Origin of the sequence: Bacillus norwichensis, assembly GCF_014836955.1 — a bacterium.
Taxonomy (GTDB): Bacteria; Bacillota; Bacilli; order Bacillales; family Bacillaceae_C; genus Siminovitchia; species Siminovitchia norwichensis.
The window spans coordinates 35272-54013 of record NZ_JACSPV010000013.1; the positions used below are offsets into that span (position 1 = coordinate 35272).

Here is an 18742-nt window from a genome sequence, read left to right on the forward strand (position 1 = left end):
CTCTTGATTTTCGCTCAAAAGTAATATATTCTTAACCTAACATTTGTTAGGTGGTGAATTTTTTGACAAAAGAAAAAATTTTACGAGCCGCTATCAATCAGTATTCTCTATACAGTTATCATGGAGCTACGATGCGGAACATTGCCAAAGAAGTCGGTATCAAGCCTGCTTCTATCTACTTTTTTTATAAAAATAAGGAGTCACTGTTTTTAGACGCTTTCCAAAATCTTCTGAAAGATCATCTCGGCCAAATGAAGCAAATTCTGGAAGACGTTCATGATGAACCGATTCTTTCTATATTTGAAGCCCTTCTGAAAGGGACAGTTAATTATCACAAAAAACATGAGGCAGAGACGAATGTCTACATTTCTTTAGTCACTTCACCACCAGAAGAGATTCATCAAACTTTATTGGAACACATTCAAACATTCGATAAATGGATGAATGAGTCATTATTGGAATTAATCCGCCGAGACAAACCGGAAATTGACGAGGCCCATTCACAAAAATTAATTAAACAATTTTCAGTCATATTGGATGGGATATTTTGGGAAATCAAGCTGTATAACGAACAGGAACTGAAGCAACAAATAGACGAGGCTCTTTACATCATGAAAGTTTTACTGGGAGGAATTGAAGAATGACGAACGATTATGCAAGAGAAGTCGTCCCTATGAGTGAAAGAAAGGCTTGGTTTTCAATCAGCCTCGTCTGGATCGCGGTAGGAATTGATTTATCAGCCATGCTTTTCGGGGCTGAATTGGGAAAAGGTATGGCATTTAATGATGCTTTATGGGCCGTTATTATCGGCTCTGTCATTTTGGGTGTATTGGCGGCATTCTGCGCCTATGTTGGTGCAGTAACAGGACTATCAACCTCCATGATATCAAGATTTACTTTCGGAATTTCGGGAGCGAAGCTTGTATCCCTTTTTATTGCCGTTTCTTTAATCGGCTGGTTCGGTGTTCAAGCTGGATTTTTTGCCGAAAATGCGTATGCCGCAATCGATGGAGCGTTAGGTATACAACTGCCCGTTCCACTGCTGGCTGCCATTGGCGGAATATTGATGATGACAACTGCCGTCATCGGATATAAAGCCATTGAAAAATTAAGTTCTTGGTCTGTTCCATTACTTCTCATTCTTGTCTTTCTAGCAGTTGGACTGGCGCTTAATAAATATGGTACAAGTGCTCTGCATGCACCTGTCGAGAATACTTTTACTTTCGGCATGGCCATCTCTCTTGTTATTAGCATTTTCGTTGTGGGCGCAACGATCTCACCTGACATTTCCAGATGGGCACGTACGAAAAAAGATGCCGTTCTTGCTTCTTTCTTCGGGTTTTTCTTTGGAAACAGCTTCATGATCATCATTGCGATGATTCTATCGCGCCTAATGGATGAAAGCAGTCTGACAACAATCATGATCACAGTCGGATTGGGAATTCCGGGAATCTTAGTTCTGATTTTGGCCCAGTGGACAACAAATACAAGCAATGCTTATTCTTCCGGGCTGAGTCTTTCCGTTATTTTTACGAAAAAAAGCAAAGTATTCCTAACTCTTATTGCCGGGATTATCGGAACATTGCTTGCTGTACTTGGCATTTATGATTATTTCATTAATTTCTTAACAATTATGACAATGTTTATCGCGCCAATCGGCGGTGTATATACAGCTGCTTATTATGTGGGAGGCATAAAGCTTTTCAATGAAGACAATGACCAGGCATTCAAATGGCTTGCACTGACAGCGTGGGCGCTCGGAACCCTTATCAGTTGGTTAACTATGGAAGGGCCAATCGGCCTCGAGCTGTTCACATTGACCACCATTTCGTCTCTGGACAGCTTCCTCATTGCTTTCATATTCCAGGCATTATTCATTGCTTTATTCAAGAAAAGGAGCGTAATTCAATGAGATGGTTAACAGAAGAAGATATTGAACATATTGCAGTCGGCGCGACTGTCCTTGGAACAGGCGGCGGCGGTGATCCTTATATTGGAAAAATGATGGCACTGTCCGCTATTAAAAAATATGGGCCAGTTCAGGTAATCACACTTGATGAACTTACCGACGATCAATGGGTACTTCCCGCATCAGGGATGGGTTCACCGAGCGTGCTTGTAGAAAAAATCCCTTCATTTGAGCAATTGGAGGCACCTCTGAAAGCTTTTGAAAATGCGTGCGGCAGGAAAACAGATGTCGTAATGCCGATTGAGATCGGAGGCGTAAACTCGCTCATACCTGTGGCTGTTGCTGCCATGAATAATATTCCCATTCTGGACGGTGATGCAATGGGACGTGCATTCCCAGAAGCACAGATGGTAACCTTCCATTTGGATGGACTGAAACCTGAGCTCGTCACCATTGGCGATGAACAGGGAAATATCGTAACAATCGAACCTGCTGACGGATACTGGAGTGAAAAATTGTCACGTAATGTGACCATTTCAATGGGGGGATCCTCCATTGTCTGTGATTATGGAATTACCGGAAAACAAGCAAAAGAAAGCGTCATTCCAGGAACTCTATCATTGGCTCAGGAAATTGGAGCTTTATTAAAAGAACAGCGGCATGAGGTTCATCCCATCACACAAATGGTCGATAAACTGAATGGCTATCTTCTTTTTAAAGGAAAAGCGATGCTCATCCAAAGAAAGATTGAGGGTGGCTTTACAAGAGGAGAAGCAAACTTTGATGGAATCGACTTTTTCCAGGGAAAGGGCTGTAAACTACACTTCCAAAACGAGCACTTGCTCGCAGAAGTTGAAGGAAAACCTGTAGCCATGGCACCGGATCTCATTGCTGTATTGGATGAAGAAACAGGGATGCCTATTACCACGGAAGGTTTAAAATATGGAGCTAGGGTCGCGATTGTCGCCTTTCCTGCAAACGAAAAGTGGCGGACAGACATAGGGATCAAAACGGCGGGACCCCGTTATTTCAAATACCCATATGACTACATTCCATTGGAAACATTAGTAAAGGAGCAGCGTGCAAATGATTAGACTTGGAATTGATGTAGGCGGAACAAATACAGATGGCGTTATTCTTGATCATGATAATCAAGTCATCGGAAGCACGAAATCGGCAACTACGAAAGATGTATTTACTGGAATTCAGCAATCAATTAAAAAGCTGCTTACAGAAACAAGTGTGGATGTGGCAGATATTCAAGTCGCGACATTGGGAACAACGCACTGTACAAATGCGATTGTTGAACGAAAATCGCTGGACAAGGTTGGAATCGTCCGTATCTGTCTACCTTCGGGATCGACCGTCCCTCCCATGTTGGGCTGGCCTGAGGATCTGGTAGCAAAAGTTCAAGCGGAAAGCGTGTTAATTCACGGCGGCTATGAATATAACGGATCCCCTATTGCTGATTTGGATTATACAGAATTGAAGAAAACTGCGGAGCTTTTCCGTGGAAAAGTAGATTCTATCGCAATTTCAGGCGTCTTTTCCCCAGTTTTGAGCGACCAGGAAAAAGAAGTCGCGGCTTTCTTTGAGAAGGAACTTCCTGGGATTCCAGTGTCTCTATCAAGTGAAATTGGAACAATCGGCTTGATTGAACGCGAAAATGCGACGATTTTAAACGCAGCCTTGATGACTGTAATCAATCGAGTAGCCCAGGATTTCGAACGTGCCCTGAAAGATGAAGGAATCAACGCGCACATCTATCTTGGACAAAATGACGGAACCTTGATGACAAACAGCTATGCGCAAAAATACCCTATTTATACGATTGCATGCGGACCAACCAACTCTATCCGTGGTGCCGCACACTTATCCCAAGAGCCTGATGCCATCGTAGTAGATATCGGGGGAACGACAACGGATATTGGCGTGCTGGCCAACAGCTTCCCTAGGCAGACATCTATCGCTGTAGAAGTCGGCGGCGTTCGTACAAACTACCGCATGCCAGACATCTACTCTATCGGTTTTGGTGGGGGAACGCGGGTATATTTAGATGAGAATTCATGGAAAATCGGTCCGGAAAGCGTTGGATACCAGCTCACAGAGAAGGCGATTGTTTTCGGAGGAGAAGAATTGACCGCAACAGACGTGGCCATTGGTGCGGGATTCATGGAAATCGAAGGCACTGATCCAACTAGATTGAACGAAGTTCCATGTTCAGATATCTACCGCGACTTCATTACAATGGTCGAAAATGCCATTGATCGCATGAAAACCAGTGCAGAAGATTTGCCCGTCGTCCTCGTCGGCGGAGGTGCTGCATTAATGCCAGAATCACTGAAAGGCGCCAGCAGAGTTATCCGTCCAGAGCACGCTTCTGTGGCCAATGCAATTGGAGCTGCACTTGGAGACATAAGCGGAACCGTCGAACGAATTTATTCTTTAGAAGAGCAAGACTACCAAAAAGTAATAAAAGAAGCACGAAACGAAGCTATTCAAGAGGCTATTGATGCGGGGGCAGACCCCGAAAAAGTGGATATCATCCAATTAGAGGACTTCCCATTGGCCTACATGCCGGGAAATGCTATTCTTGTAAGAGTCAAAGCTGCGGGACCATTAGCTCTGTAGAAAAAGTGTCGGCGGGGGCCGACACTTTTTTTTGAGTGAGCGGCTCAGGATTTCGTCTGTCTGGACAGTAATTCCGACTATCTGGACAGTATTTGCTTTTCTCGGACAGTATTCTGATTATATGGATAGTATCTTAATTTCCTAGACAGTGTTCCATCCTTCTCGGATTGTATTTTACTTTTTTAGACAGTATTCCGTCTTTCTTAGATCACGTATTTCCCATTATCCAGACGCCATTTAAGGCAGGGTTCATCAAACTGAACCCTGCCTTAAATGAGAATTTAATATATTTTTTCCGTAACGGGTCTCATCGGATCGTACGCTGAGATATCCATTTCTAGTTCTTCGCCCAATGCAACTTTTGCTGTGATCATCCCAGCATATGGCCCCATGGTTAAGCCTGATGAACCCAATCCGTTTGCGATAATCAGTCCTTTTATAGACGAAACCTCTCCAAGTAACGGCAAGCCGTCTTTGCCAAATGGCCTAAATCCAATACGGATGTCCTCCACTGTACCGTCTGAAAGTCCAGGGGCAACTGACAGAGCCTCGTCAAGCACTTCCTTTACGCCGCCTGCCGTCATACGGTAATCAAATCCAGAACCTGTTTCTCTCGTTGCGCCTGCAACGACGCGAGATTCATCGAATGAAACCAAATAATGACTGCTCTGCGGGATAATCACCGGCCATTCAGATGTATCCTTTTCCGGAATCCGCATATGTACAATCTGGCCTCGCTGTGGCTCCACAGTGATGTCTAAGCCTAGTGGTTCAAGCAAATTGGACATCCATGAGCCTGCGGCAATAATCACTGCATCCGCGGAACTGAATTCATCATTCACACGAACACCAGTTATCTTTCCTTCTTTTACTTCGAGACTAGCTTCGCCGGATAGAAACTGGGCACCATGCTTTTCGGCTCCTCTTTTCAAGGCATCTCTCAATAAAATTCCATCAACGCGGGCTGCTCCCTCAATATAAACGGCTTCTAAATCATTTCTTAATAGCGGGAAAAGCTTTTGTGCTTCTTGAGCGGATAACCTCCGCAACTCTCCGACTTCTGGACAATCCACTTTCCGCTGTTCGATTTTCTGCTCAATCCTAGCCAGCTCTTCTTTTTGATCGCTAACAGCCAAAGCTCCTACTCGGGCATAGCTTAGATTGGTTTCACCATCTTCTTTTAACATTGAAACGAGTGACGGATAGTAACATGCCCCAGCTTTGTAAAGCACATACCGTTCCGGTTGCTCCTCTAACCAAGGGCAAATAATCCCGGCTCCCGCTCTTGTGGCCTGCCCCTCATGATCTTGATCAATGACTGTCACCTCAACGCTTTTTTTTACCAGATGATATGCTGAACTAGCTCCTACAATTCCTGATCCAACTACTATCACTTTCATATGTTCACATCCTTCATGTAAAAGTCACTTAAGTACAGTTTATCAAAACCTATGTCACATAAGAATAAAATTCCAGATTGGCCGAACAATATGAACTGGAGGTGTAATTATGAAGCGCAATGATAATGTGCAAAGCAACAAAAGAGTCGTTACAAGTGTGAATCCGCAAGGAATGACTGAAGATATTGCCAACCAGGAACCAAAGACCAAACTGGAGGAACGAGCAAAAAAGTCAAATACAAAGATTTGATCCATAAAAAAGCCTTTTAGCTAAACCATCTCGTTAGCTAAAAGGCTTTTATCAAATTTCTTTGCCTCCAAAGGCAGATCCTCATTTTAGAAAATCCAATGCGCAATGAGCACAACAATTGGCAGCGTGATAGCTGTCCTTAACAAAAAGATCAAAATCAAATCTTTTAGATGAACAGGCAGTTTGGAACCGAGCAGCAATCCACCCATTTCAGATAAATAGACAAGCTGAGTAACCGAAACACAGCCGATAACAAAACGTGTCATATCACTTTCTATGCCACTTCCAATAATCGCTGGTAAAAACATATCCGCAAAGCCGATGATCATGGTCTGTGAAGCAGCAGCAGCTTCCGGAACCTGCAGTATAGAAAGAATCGGGATAAACGGCATTCCTAAATATTTGAACACTGGCGTGTATTCAGCGATAACCACACCGACCGTTCCGATCGCCATGACCACAGGTATGACACCAAGCCACATTTCAATTACGTTCCTAAAACCTTCTTTAATAATGGATGATACATTTTTATTTTTATTCGCTTGTAAAACAGCTTCGCTGATTCCCCATTGAAGCGGGTTCGTATTAGAAGGAATTCCTTCTTCAACTTTTAAATGCGTATGTTCATATCCTGTATCTGGTTTTCTAGATAAAGGTGGTATTCTTGGCATAATAATAGCAGCCGCCAAGCCTGCAATCACAATCGTTGCATAATATTCGAGAAAATAATCTTCCAGATGCAAATATTGGTTTACTACAATAGTAAAAGTGATTGAAACGACTGAAAATGTTGTCGCAATGACAGCAGCTTCACGCTTTGTATAGTAGCCTCCTTCGTATTGCTTGGAAGTGAGCAGCACTCCGATTGTACCGTCGCCTACCCAAGAAGCGAGACAATCCAGCGAAGATCGGCCGGGAATTTTAAATAATGGACGCATAACCTTAGCCAGTAAAGCACCAAACAATTCAAGCAGGCCGAAATTTAGCAATAACGGCAAGAAAAATCCAGCCAACAAAAAGGTTGTAAATAAAACCGGAATCAAATCATACGCGAGCAACCCACCCGTATTTTCATTGCCAATCCATTCAGGCCCTACTTTAAATACTGATATCACAGAGAAAATAGTCCCCAAAATCCGAGTCACGAGCCAACCATTAGACACATGAAAAACCGTATGAAGAAAGGAGTTTTTCATGATAACTGCCGGTTTAAAAACCCGTGAAATAACGGACACCAAAACGGATAAAATCATTAGCCAAGTTGCTGCAACGGGAACATAATCAACGAATAAATTGTTGATCTCACCTGCTAAAAATGCAACGGGAATCGTAATTCCATCTTCTGTTTTTACTGGAAGCATGAACAAATAAATACCTATAAGAGAGGGAATGATAAATTTCAAATATTGGACAAAAGAATAGGACCTCAATGATACAGGCCTATTCTGGGAAGAAGTTCCTTTAGCTTGATAACTCATGTATCTCACCTTTCATATAAAAAAACCTATGCCAGAATAATTTTTAAAAATCCATACCAATGCATTATTATGCATGATTAACTATAGTTTGTCCAGTGGAAATTACTATTTTAGTATAGACTATGAAAGATAAATTCTTCGGATTTTGAACAGGTTGTTCATCTCAGGAAATTATTATGCACCTGTCCCCGTTTGCGGGACATATACAGATCATTCCATGCTGGACGCAGACTATTTTTTCCTGAGTTGAATTGTATCTTCCCAATTACTGAGGATACTCAATCCATGAAAGATCTTTTATACCAATCACGGAGCACATTTTCTGAGTCAGATCTAACTAGATCATTACGGATTGTGCTCAATTCATGAAAGTCACGATCATTTTTTCCTATAGCTTAAATCATATCTGCTAATTACAGATTATGCTCACTCCGTTCTGGACCATTTATGCAAGTCTCAAAAATTAGACTAGACCCACAATTATTGCAACCCTGTGCCGGATCATCAATACCAAACTCGGATCGTATTTTCTCTCAGTAGGCAAGATCACATATATCTCCAATGAAAAAATCTGCCAGGATTTACCTCCTGACAGTTTTTTCATAATCCTTATCAAGTTCACACCAATCTATAATCGTCGCCGCAATGATTTTCGCCGCTTCAAATATCTTTTCTACCTCAATGGCTTCGTTTGGAAAATGCGCGAGATTCGTGATTCCTGGACCGAAAACCACGCTCGGTGTGTCTCCGACCTGTGATAGAAGCCCGCCGTCTGTACCCCAAGGTGCTGCCTCAATCACAGGCTCTTCCCCAGCCACTTCTTTAAAATTGTTGATCAATGAGTTCATCAATGGATGGTCTGTTTTGATTTCTCCAGGGACCCACCTCGCCCCGAACCACTCGACTTCAACAGGATGTTCTTTAAACCATTCATCCTTCTCCGCCAGCCTTATCAGCCATATTTCCATTTCCGCTTGAACTTCTTCCATTGTCTCGTTAGGCGCAATTCCAATGCGCCCTTCCAGTTCGACGATGTCTGGAACGGATGATGGCCAGTCCCCGCCTTTGATAGCACCTATATTAATAGGGACAGGAATCGGAATATTGTCGTATAACGGGTCCGTAATTCGATCGTTTCTTATTTTTTCTAATTCCTTCACATGTTCAGTGACGATAAACGTTTTATCAATCGCGCTGACCCCGTGATATCTTGTGCCGCCATGTGCCGTTCTTCCTGTCACAATGAGTCGGAACCACTTGGACCCCTGCTGTTTCGGAAAAATTTTCATATTGGTCGGTTCCGGAATGATCGCTGCATCCGCTTTGTACCCTTTAAGAATTGTATCCAAGGTTCCAGCACCGCCGCTCTCTTCTTCCACAACGCTTTGAAAAATGACGTCGCCTTTTAAACGGATTCCCAAGGATTTGATCGCATCAAGGACAATCATCAAGGAAGCATTGCCTCCTTTCATGTCAGTCGCGCCCCGACCGTACATTTTTCCGTTCACGATTTCCCCGCTGAATGGTCCATTATCCCATTGTTCGTGGTCACCTTCAGGTACTACATCCACATGTCCATTTAGTATGATCGACTTTCCTCCGCCGCTTCCTTTTAAAACGCCCACCACATTCGGGCTGTTCTCAAACGTTACACGATTCGAATAGAAATAAGGATGCTTCTGCAATCTTTCACCATCCAATTCCCAGACATCAACATCTACATTAAGATTGGTTAAAAATTGGGCGACGTTTTCCTGAACTTCTTTTTCATTTCCTTGAGTGCTCGCAAGTTGAACCAATTTTTGTAAAAATTCTATATGTGCTTGTCTATTGTCATCAATCCATCGATTAATCCTCTCTTTAACTATCATGATTTACCACCTTCACAAAGTCATATTTTCATAGATTACCGAAATTCCCATACCTCCGGCCATGCACATAGTCACCAATCCATATTTCGTTTTCGAGCGGATCATCTCATGGATAAGTGTAACACTCAATTTGGCACCAGTTGCACCAACAGGGTGACCGAGCGCGATCGCTCCTCCGTTAACATTCACGCGGCTGTCATCCAAACCGAGCTCCTTGATCACAGCTAGCGCTTGGGCAGCAAAAGCTTCGTTCAATTCAATCAAACCGATATCATCGAGCGTTAATCCCGCTTTTTCCAACGCTTTTTTTGTCGCTGGAACTGGTCCAATCCCCATGATCGAATGGTTCACACCGGCACTTGCATATGCTTTTACTTTGACGAGCGGCTTGAGACCCTCTTGTTCAGCGCGTTTAGCGGACATCATCAACAATGCCGCAGCCCCATCATTCATCGGACACGCATTCCCTGCCGTTACGAAACCATCCTTTTTAAAGACCGGCCTTAAGGTCGCCAGTTTTTCCTTGTCGATGGATGCCCTTACACTTTCATCTGCTGTAAAAAGTTGTTTCCCTTCCCTTGTCAGGAATTCAACGGGGACAATCTCATCCGAAAATTTATTTTCCTGGATCGCCTTCGCTGCCTTCACATGGCTGTCATAAGCAAATTGATCCTGTTCTTCTCGTGAAATTTGATATTGTTCAGCTAATCGTTCAGCTGTTATACCCATATGTTCATTCCCAAGCGAACAAACTAGGCCATCTGCCATCAGCGCATCTGCCATGACAACATTACCAAACTTGGAACCCCAGCGGTTCTTGACAATGTAAGGAACATTACTCATGCTCTCCGTTCCGCCGACAACAATCACTTCGTTCTGCTCTGTTTGAATAGCGGCAGTCGCATTTGTGATGGCTTTCAGGCTTGAACCACATGCTTTGATGACAACATAAGCCGGTGTTTCCTCAGAGAATCCCGCCTTCTGTGACGCGATTCTGGCTGAATTTAACCCGCCGCCATGCACATACCCGTGTCCGAAGATCACTTCTTCTACACTGCTTTTAGGTAAACTTGTTTTTTCCATTAATTGTTCTAAAACTTGTTTCCCCAGCTCTGCGGCCTCTACGTTTTTTAATGATTTGCCAAAGGCACCAACCGCCGTTCTGACACCAGCCACGATCACTGCATCCTGCATCGTAAAACCTCCTTTTTTATTCACCTAACAACCATTTTTTTGGTTCGCTCTATTTGATTTTTGGTAATTTCATTTTTAGAGAGGGTGCCACTTTTTAATAGCTGTTCCATTCAACCAGTGGATCCCTCACTATTCCGATTTTTTGTTAATTGCTTTCAATGTGGGAAGCTGTCATTTTGTAATTGTCGCTACATTTCTTACGTGGATAACCCCCCATTACAATTTTTACCCATCTCATTTCAATGCGGGAAGTTGCATTTTTTAATTTTCGCTACTGTCTCTCCGCACATAATGCGCTATTTTACATAATCAGGAACATGAAGTTCCGCTCCTGTAGCATTGATTACATCTTCAACTGTGTACGGGTCTTTCACTTCTATTAAACTTAATCCTTGTTCAGTGACCTCGATGACGGCCATGTCTGTAATAATCAGATTGACACATTTCTCTGCAGTAAGAGGCAAGGTGCATTTTTGTACAATCTTCGGATTGCCATGTTTGTCCGTATGATTCATCAGTACGATCACCTTTTTGGCTTTTTGCGCCAAGTCAACCGCGCCGCCCATTCCTGACACGATTTTTCCTGGAACAATCCAATTTGCTAAATCGCCGTTTTCACTCACCTCAAACGCTCCTAAAATTGTCACGTCCAACAACCCGCGGCGAATGATTCCAAATGCAAGGGTACTGTCAAAATAGGAAGCACCCGGCACAACAGTTATCGGAATTCCGCCTGCATTGCATAAATTAGCATCTTCCGCACCTTTTAACGGAGACGGACCCGTACCCAGAACACCATTTTCAGCATGGAACATAACATTAACATTCGGAGAAATATAGTTGGCAACCAAAGTAGGAATGCCGATTCCGAGATTGACAACCATTCCATCCTTAATTTCTTCCGCAGCCCTCTTTGCAATGGCTTCGCGTACACTTACTCCCATGCCCATGTCCAGTTCACCCCTTCACTTTTTACAACAATATCTACAAACGCACCCGGTGTAACGACTTCTTCAGGATCCAGCTCGCCAACCGGTACAATTTCATCCGCTTCCGCGATAGTGATTTTTCCAGCCATCGCTACCAATGGATTTGTATTCCTAGCACTCTTATCAAAAATTAAATTTCCAAACTCGTCAGCTTTTTTCGCATATACGATGGAAACATCAGCTGTAAGCGGCTTTTCAATCAGAAAAGTTTTCCCTTCAACAACAACTGTTTCCTTGCCTTCTGCAACTAGCCCATCCACGCCAATATCAGTTAAAATGCCGCCTAACCCCACACCGCCAGCCCTGATCCGTTCGACTAACGTTCCCTGAGGCGAAAACTCGATATTCAATTTTTCTTCATGCATGAATTTGCCAGCATTGGGATTAGAGCCAATATGAGATGCGACAAGCTTCGCCGCCCTTCCCTCCGTAACGAGCTGGCCGATCCCAATATGAGGAAACCCTGCGTCATTACAAATCAAAGTCAATTCGTTGATATCGCGTTCCAAGATTGTTTTGATTAAGGTCGGCGGATTCCCGATCCCCCCGAAACCGCCGACCATCAAAGTTGAACCGCTTTTTATATATTTAACTGCTTCTTGAACTGATCTTACCTTTGCCATTACCAACGCTCCTCATATCTATGCTTTTGAAAAACAATTTGCTTTCCTGGAATAGGTTCCATTTTCAAAAAAGCTTGGGGATTTCCGGATTTACCTTTACTTCCTAAAAATGCTATTAATTTTTTCGAATCTACTCTGTACATTCCTGAAACACTCTTAACTTTCCTGATTTACTGTCCAACTTTCTAGGAATACTAGCCAAGTTTTCGATTTACTATCCGATTTTCCGATTTACTGGCCAACTTTCAGAAATACTTTCCGATTCCATGATTTACTGTCCGAATTTCTGATTCACTGGCCAATTTCTCGATTTTCTGTCCACTTTTAAGAAATACTTGCCACTTTTCTAATTTACTGTCCGATTTCAAGATATACTTTCCGATTCATTGGATTTACTAGCCAATGTTCGAAAATACTTGCCACTTTTCCGGTTTACTGTCCATATTTCAAAAATACTATCCAATTTTCCGATTTTCTGGTCAACTTACGAGAATACTGGCCGCTTCTAGCGCGCTTCCCCTCATCCATTCTTCGAAAGTTCTCTCTCAACTTTTCTAAGTGCCACCGCAAACCTTCTGACCAGTTCATCCACTTCTTCTTTTGTAATAGTAAGTGGAGGTGACAAGATAACAGCATCGCCGATTAATCCATCCGTCCCCGCGTTTGCCGGATAGACAAGAAGGCCTTCTTCGAAATTCGCCTGAACAATTCTACTGACAACATCCAATGCCCGATCAAACGATTTTTTCGTCAACTTGTCTTTGACAAACTCGACACCTACGAATAAGCCCTTTCCGCGGACATCGCCAATGATCTCACTTTCTTCAGCGAGTTCGCGAATTTTTTCTTTTAAATAAGCTCCGTTCACCGCTGAGTTTTCGACGACGTTATTTTTCTCGATATAATTCAATACAGCCAAGCATGTGGCGGCAGATTGTGGGTTCGCACTGAAAGTATGGCCGCTCATGACAATCTTGGATCCTTTCAAAATCGGCTCCATCACTTTTTCGCTTACGATTGCTGCCGCCATTGGTGTATAGCCGGCACTCATTCCTTTTCCTGTAGCTATAATGTCAGGTATCACATTAAAATGCTCCATGGCGAACATTTTCCCGGTTCTTCCCACCCCGGTCATGACCTCATCCGCAATGAATAAAATGTCATACCGATCGCAGACGGCTTTCATTTTCTGGAAGTACCCATCTGAAGGAGTCAATGCCCCTCCCGCTGCTCCAACCATCGGCTCTGCGATGAATGCAGCGATATGATCTTTTCCTATTCTCAAAATCTCTTTCTCCAATTCTTGGGCATAAAAATCGTCGCATTCCTCTATTGTTCTCTGATCTGCATCCCGGTAATAGTAAGGTGCTGAAAGAGAAGGATAGTTTTCAAGCATGGGTTCAAAGCGTTCCCGTCGCTGGATATGCCCGGACATCGATAAAGCACCCATTGTAATTCCGTGGTAGCTCATCCATCTGGAGATGATTTTATTTTTTGTTTTCATTCCTTTTTCTTGCCAATACTGGATAGCAATTTTCATAGCAGTTTCTGTCGCCTCGGAACCACTGTTCACAAAAAAAGACCAGTTTAGATCACCAGGTGATATTTCACTGATTTTTTTCGCCAGCTGCTCTGCTGCCTCAGTTGTAAACTGCGAGCGATAAACAAAGGAAACTTTCTTGGACTGCTCTGCCATCACATCAATGACTTCTTGTACACCATGTCCAATACTGGCTGTTACGGCCCCGGAAGAACCATCAATATACTGCTTCCCTTTTTCGTCATATAGATAGATCCCCTCACCATGCGTAATAACGGGATATTTATAATCCAAAACAGGTTTAATGAGATATGTTCTTGTCATGATATCCACCTCAATTTTCGTAAGCGTTTACTCTATAAAAATGTTATTATGTGTATAAGAAAATTATAGCCGACACAGAGATGCCGTTCTATTCGACCAAAATGCAAAAAACAACGGCATTCATTGTACTTTGTGTATAAAAGGGGTTGCTTAAAATAGCTATCAGCATTCATAACGCACTTCAATTGCCAGTCATGAAAAAAACAAGATTGGTAGCAGGCCAGCGAGGGGGCGAAAACAGTATAAAATGGGTGACCATTGTTGAAGTTCTGGAAGATATCGGCCGATTGCAGCCCGGGGAATTTTTGATTACGACAGGGTTTGGATTATCGGAAAACGAGGAGAAGCTTGAGGTATTCCATCAGCTGCTAAAATCCAAACTGCTGTCGGGAATCGCCATCTATACAAGTTTTTATATGAAGGAAATTCCGGCTAGCTTCATTGAATTAGCCAACGAAAATGATCTCCCGTTGATTGAAATTCCAACAGACATCAATTTTTCCGAAATCACCAAAGCGATACTGGAACAAATTGTAAACAACCAGATGCATCTGCTTGAGCAGGCGGAAAACATTCATCGTGAATTGACGAATCTTATACTAAATGACCAAAGTTTAACGGAAGTGACCGAGAGGTTGGCCCAACTGACGAGCTCGCATATTGTCATCTTTAATGAGTTTTACGACACCATTTATTCAAGCGATAACGACAATTTGACATGGAACCCAGTCAATGGCGACGAAATTGACATCTCGAAACACCTTATTGCTAGCTTAAAAAGAGAATCTAAAGTGAATTTTACGTTTAAAAATCACATTTCCACTGTTTATCCTATCATCGCGAAGCAATCGTGTTATGGCTGGATTGTCATGACGAAACCGGAGTCCGATTGGCAGGAGCTTGACGATATCGCCATAGAGCAGGCTGCCCCCATCTATGCTATGGAATTTTTGAAAAAACAGGCGATCGAAGAAACCCAATTACGGATTCAAAGCAATTTTATCGAGGACATATTCAATAAAAATTATATAAATGAAAGAATCATCATTGACCACGGATTGAAGCTTGGTTATGACCTCACTTTAAATCAGTCCGTTTTTCATCTGACTTTTAAACACCCTGAAAAAATTGACGTCAATTTGACAGACAGGCTGTACCATTTGACTGATCAAATTCTAGGTCAGAAAAAAAAGCAACATTTGATTCAAACAAAATTAAATTCCATTATCTTTTTGACAAATGTCATAGGGGAAACCAAAGAAGAAACATATAAACATTCCATTAGTCTCGCGAAGGATTTATTAAAAAATTGGACGTACTATTTTCCAAACGTGGATTTGATTATAGGGATTGGAAAAGATTACAAACAGGTGGATGAATTGGGAAAAAGTGCGCAGGAAGCTCATTACGCAGTAAAATTGAGTGATTTAGTCAGCAAAAATGTAAATATTGTACATTACGATGATCTGGGAATGTACGACTTGCTGTTAGAAATGGAACGCTCGGGGATTTCTTTAATGTCCATTTATGAGCAACACATGAGCGGTTTGCTTAGTAATAAAGAAATTGATTTAATCGAAACGCTGGACAGTTATTTCAAGAATAACCAAAGCATTCAAAAAGCTGCGGAAGAATTGTATATTCACCGACATACATTAAGATATAGACTGAATCAGATTGAAATCCGTACAGGTCTGGATATCAAATCCACAGAAGACCTGCTAAAACTTCAGCTCGGTGTTATGGCATATAAATTAGTGAACATATTGAAAAAAGAGCCGTGATGGCTCTTTTTAAAGCTGTAACATCCAGCGGCAAGTTCACTGAATACCCCAAAGGATAGCTTATTCAGGAATTTATGTTGTCGCAAGGCCGCGTGAAGTTTACTTAAGGTATGTTCACAAGACATTGATTGAATTAAGCTGCTTTCTTACAATAAGCCACCATCGACTCCGACGGGCGCAAGTTGTCACGCCCTCAACCTGTCGAGTGCATAAGCGCTAGGATAAACAAGCACTCTCTTTCTCTCGTCAGGAGGGGGCCAGACTATAGTTCTTACTTTGAAATATCTTCTCCAAAGTATTTCTCGCTGATTTCACCGTATTTTCCATTTTCTTTAAGTGTTTTCAAAGCTTTATTCACATCTTCCAGCAGTTTTTCATCTTCTTTCCTGATAGCTATTCCCATTTGATCCAAGTAAATTGGTTCACCAACTTTTTTGATCTTCAAGTTGTTCTCTTTGATGGCGTACATTCCAACGAGTTGGTCAGTAAGCACAGCATCCAAGCGCCCTTTAACCATCAAATCTTGCAGTGCGGTCACGTCACTGTCGTATGTTTTTACATCGTCTGTATATTCTTTGGCATTTTCCTCAAACGTACTGGAAACAACGACACCGATTGTTTTGCCTTTCAAGTCATCCGCACTTTTAATAGAATCATTGTCTTCACTCACGAAAATTTGCGCACCCGATTCATAGTAAGGATCAGTAAAATTGACTTCCTTCAATCTTTCATCCGTTATGGCCATACTTCCGATGATGGCATCAAACTTGTCCGTCTGCAAAGCAGCGATGATTGTTTGCCATGGATTCTTTACAGGTTGAGGATTCATTCCTAATTCTTCTGCAATCGCAGTACCAATTTCCACATCAAAACCGGCCAATTTATTATTATCAGAATAGTTGAACGGCGGATAGAGGCCGCTTGATGCAAAGACAAAGTCCTCTCCTTTTTTCCCTTCACCTGACGATGTTTCTTTGCCCTTTGACCCACACGCAGCTAGAAGAGTCATAAAAATTAGCCCCACCAACATTACATAAATTGATTTTTTCATCTTGATTCCCCCTATTTTTATAAAACTTTTCCTAAGAATTGTCTGGCTTTCTCGCTTTGTGGGTTTGTAAAAAATTGCTCAGGAGTGCTTTCTTCGGCGATGACTCCGTTATCCAGAAAAACAATTCGATCGGCCACCTCGCGGGCAAAGCCCATTTCGTGCGTCACAACTACCATCGTCATGCCTTCTTGAGCAAGTTCCTTCATAACAGTCAATACTTCCCCAACCAATTCAGGATCTAACGCAGATGTCGGTTCATCAAATAATAGCACCCGCGGATTCATAGCCAATGAGCGAGCGATTGCTACTCTTTGTTTCTGCCCACCGGAGAGCTTTTCTGGATACACATGAGCCTTGTCAGCCAAGCCGACTTTTTTCAACAGTTCCATCCCTTGCTGAATCGCCTTTTCCCTTTCCATCCTTCGAACAATGATCGGAGCCTCAATGATATTTTCAATCACTGTCTTATGAGGAAACAGATTGAAATGCTGAAACACCATACCAATGTCCTCTCTTACTTTGTTCAGTTTAGTGTTTGTGGGATCTACCTTTATATCCTCAAACCAGAGTTCTCCTTCGTCTTTTACCTCCAAATAATTCAAACACCGAAGGAGAGTACTTTTACCTGACCCACTCGCCCCAAGAATAACAACAACCTCTTTGTTTTTAATCTCTAAATCTATCCCTTTTAGCACATGTAAATCCAAGAAATATTTATGCAAATTTTTTACTTTTATCATCTTATACTCTCCCTGTGTCCAGCCGTTTTTCAATTTTGTTTGTAATAAGTGTGAAAATGACGATCAGAACCAAATAATAAATCCCTGCAATTGTATAAAATTCCAACTGTCTGAAGGTGGCAGCGGCTTGGCTCATAGAAAGGTTGAAAATCTCTGTAATACCAATGAAAGCGACAAGTGAAGAGTCTTTCAAACCGATAATAAACTGATTCCCAAGAGAGGGAATGGAGCGCTTGAGTGCCTGTGGAAAAATAATCCTTCTCATCGCCTGCTTCCTCGTCATACCTAGAGATTCAGCTGCCTCCATCTGCCCTTTGTCAATTGATTGTATAGCTCCCCTGAAAATTTCCGCAATATACGCCCCACTATGAATAGCGAGCGCGATGGCTCCAGCCCAAAATGCAGATAACACAACAACTTGCGTAATTCCGAAATAGAGCCACATGATTTGAACAATCAACGGCGTTCCGCGAATAACCCCTATATAAAGATTCGCAATCCAGGAAAGGATTTTCTTATTGGATAGTTTCATCAATGCAACGAACAACCCGATGATGCTCGCTAAGATTAAAGAAACAATCGTAATTTGCAGAGTAACTAAGGCGGCTTGCATAAAACCGCTGAACGTCGAAACTAAACTATCCATAAACTGTCCCATTTTTACAACACCCTTTGCTTTTTTTCAAAACTTCGGAAAGCCCTTACACTAAAGTTCACTATCCGTATCAAAAACACACTTATATAGTAACAATAAGTTGACAGCGATTTCATTATCCAATTTATCATAATGTAGGAATCGTTTTTATACGCGTTGTATAAAAGAAAAGTGAGATCGAGGGGAAATTTGGAAAGTGGAGAGTATTTCTGAATTCTGAAGAGTATCTGCGATAAGTTGGGAGTATTTCTTGAATCTGAAGAGTATCTACAATAAGTTGGGAGTATTTCTTGAATCTGAAGA

16 protein-coding genes are annotated in these 18742 nt (G+C 42.2%); 6 read left to right on the plus strand and 10 right to left on the minus strand.

All coding sequences use genetic code 11. The features are described from left to right. The first annotated feature begins 62 nt into the window (after positions 1-62). Genes H9631_RS09670 through H9631_RS09685 form a run of 4 tightly spaced genes read left to right on the plus strand, consistent with a single transcriptional unit; the run spans position 63 to position 4540 of the window. Entirely contained in the window at positions 63-644 is a 582-nt protein-coding gene (locus H9631_RS09670; protein ID WP_191812222.1) for a TetR/AcrR family transcriptional regulator, read from the plus strand. Then, a complete protein-coding gene (locus tag H9631_RS09675) occupies positions 641-1912 on the plus strand; it encodes a cytosine permease (protein ID WP_191812223.1) in 1272 nt (423 codons plus the stop codon). Before H9631_RS09670 ends, H9631_RS09675 begins: the two co-directional genes overlap by 4 nt. Beyond that, a complete protein-coding gene (locus H9631_RS09680) occupies positions 1909-3003 on the plus strand; it encodes a DUF917 domain-containing protein (protein ID WP_191812225.1) in 1095 nt (364 codons plus the stop codon). The genes H9631_RS09675 and H9631_RS09680 overlap by 4 nt, the downstream gene beginning before the upstream one ends. After that, positions 2996-4540, plus strand: coding sequence for a hydantoinase/oxoprolinase N-terminal domain-containing protein (locus H9631_RS09685; RefSeq protein ID WP_191812227.1), 1545 nt, complete (start codon positions 2996-2998; stop codon positions 4538-4540). The genes H9631_RS09680 and H9631_RS09685 overlap by 8 nt, the downstream gene beginning before the upstream one ends. 281 nt (positions 4541-4821) lie before the next feature. On the opposite strand, the gene H9631_RS09690 is transcribed toward H9631_RS09685, so the two are convergent. Then, positions 4822-5940 (minus strand): NAD(P)/FAD-dependent oxidoreductase, encoded by a 1119-nt coding sequence (locus H9631_RS09690; RefSeq protein WP_191812229.1) that lies wholly within the window; start codon positions 5938-5940, stop codon positions 4822-4824. 109 nt (positions 5941-6049) lie between these two features. Here H9631_RS09690 and sspL point away from each other — a divergent pair, with 109 nt between their 5' ends. After that, positions 6050-6190 (plus strand): small, acid-soluble spore protein L, encoded by a 141-nt coding sequence (sspL, locus tag H9631_RS09695; RefSeq protein WP_191812231.1) that lies wholly within the window; start codon positions 6050-6052, stop codon positions 6188-6190. 86 nt (positions 6191-6276) lie between these two features. Here sspL and H9631_RS09700 read toward each other — a convergent pair whose 3' ends face one another. The 6 genes from H9631_RS09700 to H9631_RS09725 form a co-directional block, all read right to left on the minus strand. Beyond that, the gene (locus H9631_RS09700; RefSeq protein ID WP_191812233.1) at positions 6277-7668 is read right to left on the minus strand and encodes a YjiH family protein; all 1392 of its coding nucleotides are present in this window, start codon (positions 7666-7668) and stop codon (positions 6277-6279) included. A gap of 581 nt (positions 7669-8249) precedes the next feature. Then, complete coding sequence (locus H9631_RS09705; RefSeq protein ID WP_191812234.1) at positions 8250-9539, minus strand: peptidase; 1290 nt, start codon at positions 9537-9539, stop codon at positions 8250-8252. 12 nt (positions 9540-9551) lie between these two features. Beyond that, on the minus strand, positions 9552-10733 hold the full coding sequence (locus H9631_RS09710) for a thiolase family protein (protein ID WP_191812236.1): 1182 nt from the start codon (positions 10731-10733) through the stop codon (positions 9552-9554). Between the two features lie 296 nt (positions 10734-11029). Beyond that, positions 11030-11683 carry a 3-oxoacid CoA-transferase subunit B gene (locus tag H9631_RS09715; protein ID WP_191812238.1) on the minus strand — a complete coding sequence of 218 codons (654 nt, stop codon included), beginning with the start codon at positions 11681-11683 and terminating at the stop codon, positions 11030-11032. After that, the gene (locus tag H9631_RS09720) at positions 11668-12345 is read right to left on the minus strand and encodes a CoA transferase subunit A (protein ID WP_191812240.1); all 678 of its coding nucleotides are present in this window, start codon (positions 12343-12345) and stop codon (positions 11668-11670) included. Before H9631_RS09720 ends, H9631_RS09715 begins: the two co-directional genes overlap by 16 nt. 520 nt (positions 12346-12865) lie before the next feature. Next, positions 12866-14209 carry an aspartate aminotransferase family protein gene (locus H9631_RS09725; protein WP_191812242.1) on the minus strand — a complete coding sequence of 448 codons (1344 nt, stop codon included), beginning with the start codon at positions 14207-14209 and terminating at the stop codon, positions 12866-12868. Positions 14210-14355: 146 nt separating this feature from the next. On the opposite strand from H9631_RS09725, the gene H9631_RS09730 reads away from it, so the two are divergent. After that, positions 14356-15993: a PucR family transcriptional regulator gene (locus H9631_RS09730; protein WP_191812243.1), complete on the plus strand. Its 1638-nt coding sequence runs from the start codon at positions 14356-14358 to the stop codon at positions 15991-15993. Between the two features lie 271 nt (positions 15994-16264). On the opposite strand, the gene H9631_RS09735 is transcribed toward H9631_RS09730, so the two are convergent. From H9631_RS09735 to H9631_RS09745, 3 genes are read right to left on the minus strand one after another with little or no spacing between them, the layout of a single operon-like run. Next, entirely contained in the window at positions 16265-17044 is a 780-nt protein-coding gene (locus H9631_RS09735) for an ABC transporter substrate-binding protein (protein ID WP_191812245.1), read from the minus strand. A 17-nt stretch (positions 17045-17061) separates the two neighbouring features. Then, on the minus strand, positions 17062-17784 hold the full coding sequence (locus H9631_RS09740) for an amino acid ABC transporter ATP-binding protein (RefSeq protein ID WP_191812247.1): 723 nt from the start codon (positions 17782-17784) through the stop codon (positions 17062-17064). A 1-nt stretch (position 17785) separates the two neighbouring features. Further along, a complete protein-coding gene (locus H9631_RS09745; RefSeq protein WP_191812248.1) occupies positions 17786-18442 on the minus strand; it encodes an amino acid ABC transporter permease in 657 nt (218 codons plus the stop codon). Positions 18443-18742 lie beyond the last annotated feature (300 nt).

Coding starts and splice junctions, on each gene's coding strand:
- H9631_RS09675 (WP_191812223.1), top strand. CDS start 641: ATGACGAACGATTATGCAAGAGAAGTCGTCCCTATGAGTGAAAGAAAG.
- H9631_RS09680 (WP_191812225.1), top strand. CDS start 1,909: ATGAGATGGTTAACAGAAGAAGATATTGAACATATTGCAGTCGGCGCG.
- H9631_RS09685 (WP_191812227.1), top strand. CDS start 2,996: ATGATTAGACTTGGAATTGATGTAGGCGGAACAAATACAGATGGCGTT.
- H9631_RS09690 (WP_191812229.1), bottom strand. CDS start 5,940: ATGAAAGTGATAGTAGTTGGATCAGGAATTGTAGGAGCTAGTTCAGCA.
- sspL (WP_191812231.1), top strand. CDS start 6,050: ATGAAGCGCAATGATAATGTGCAAAGCAACAAAAGAGTCGTTACAAGT.
- H9631_RS09700 (WP_191812233.1), bottom strand. CDS start 7,668: ATGAGTTATCAAGCTAAAGGAACTTCTTCCCAGAATAGGCCTGTATCA.
- H9631_RS09705 (WP_191812234.1), bottom strand. CDS start 9,539: ATGATAGTTAAAGAGAGGATTAATCGATGGATTGATGACAATAGACAA.
- H9631_RS09710 (WP_191812236.1), bottom strand. CDS start 10,733: ATGCAGGATGCAGTGATCGTGGCTGGTGTCAGAACGGCGGTTGGTGCC.
- H9631_RS09715 (WP_191812238.1), bottom strand. CDS start 11,683: ATGGGCATGGGAGTAAGTGTACGCGAAGCCATTGCAAAGAGGGCTGCG.
- H9631_RS09720 (WP_191812240.1), bottom strand. CDS start 12,345: ATGGCAAAGGTAAGATCAGTTCAAGAAGCAGTTAAATATATAAAAAGC.
- H9631_RS09725 (WP_191812242.1), bottom strand. CDS start 14,209: ATGACAAGAACATATCTCATTAAACCTGTTTTGGATTATAAATATCCC.
- H9631_RS09735 (WP_191812245.1), bottom strand. CDS start 17,044: ATGAAAAAATCAATTTATGTAATGTTGGTGGGGCTAATTTTTATGACT.
- H9631_RS09740 (WP_191812247.1), bottom strand. CDS start 17,784: ATGATAAAAGTAAAAAATTTGCATAAATATTTCTTGGATTTACATGTG.
- H9631_RS09745 (WP_191812248.1), bottom strand. CDS start 18,442: ATGGGACAGTTTATGGATAGTTTAGTTTCGACGTTCAGCGGTTTTATG.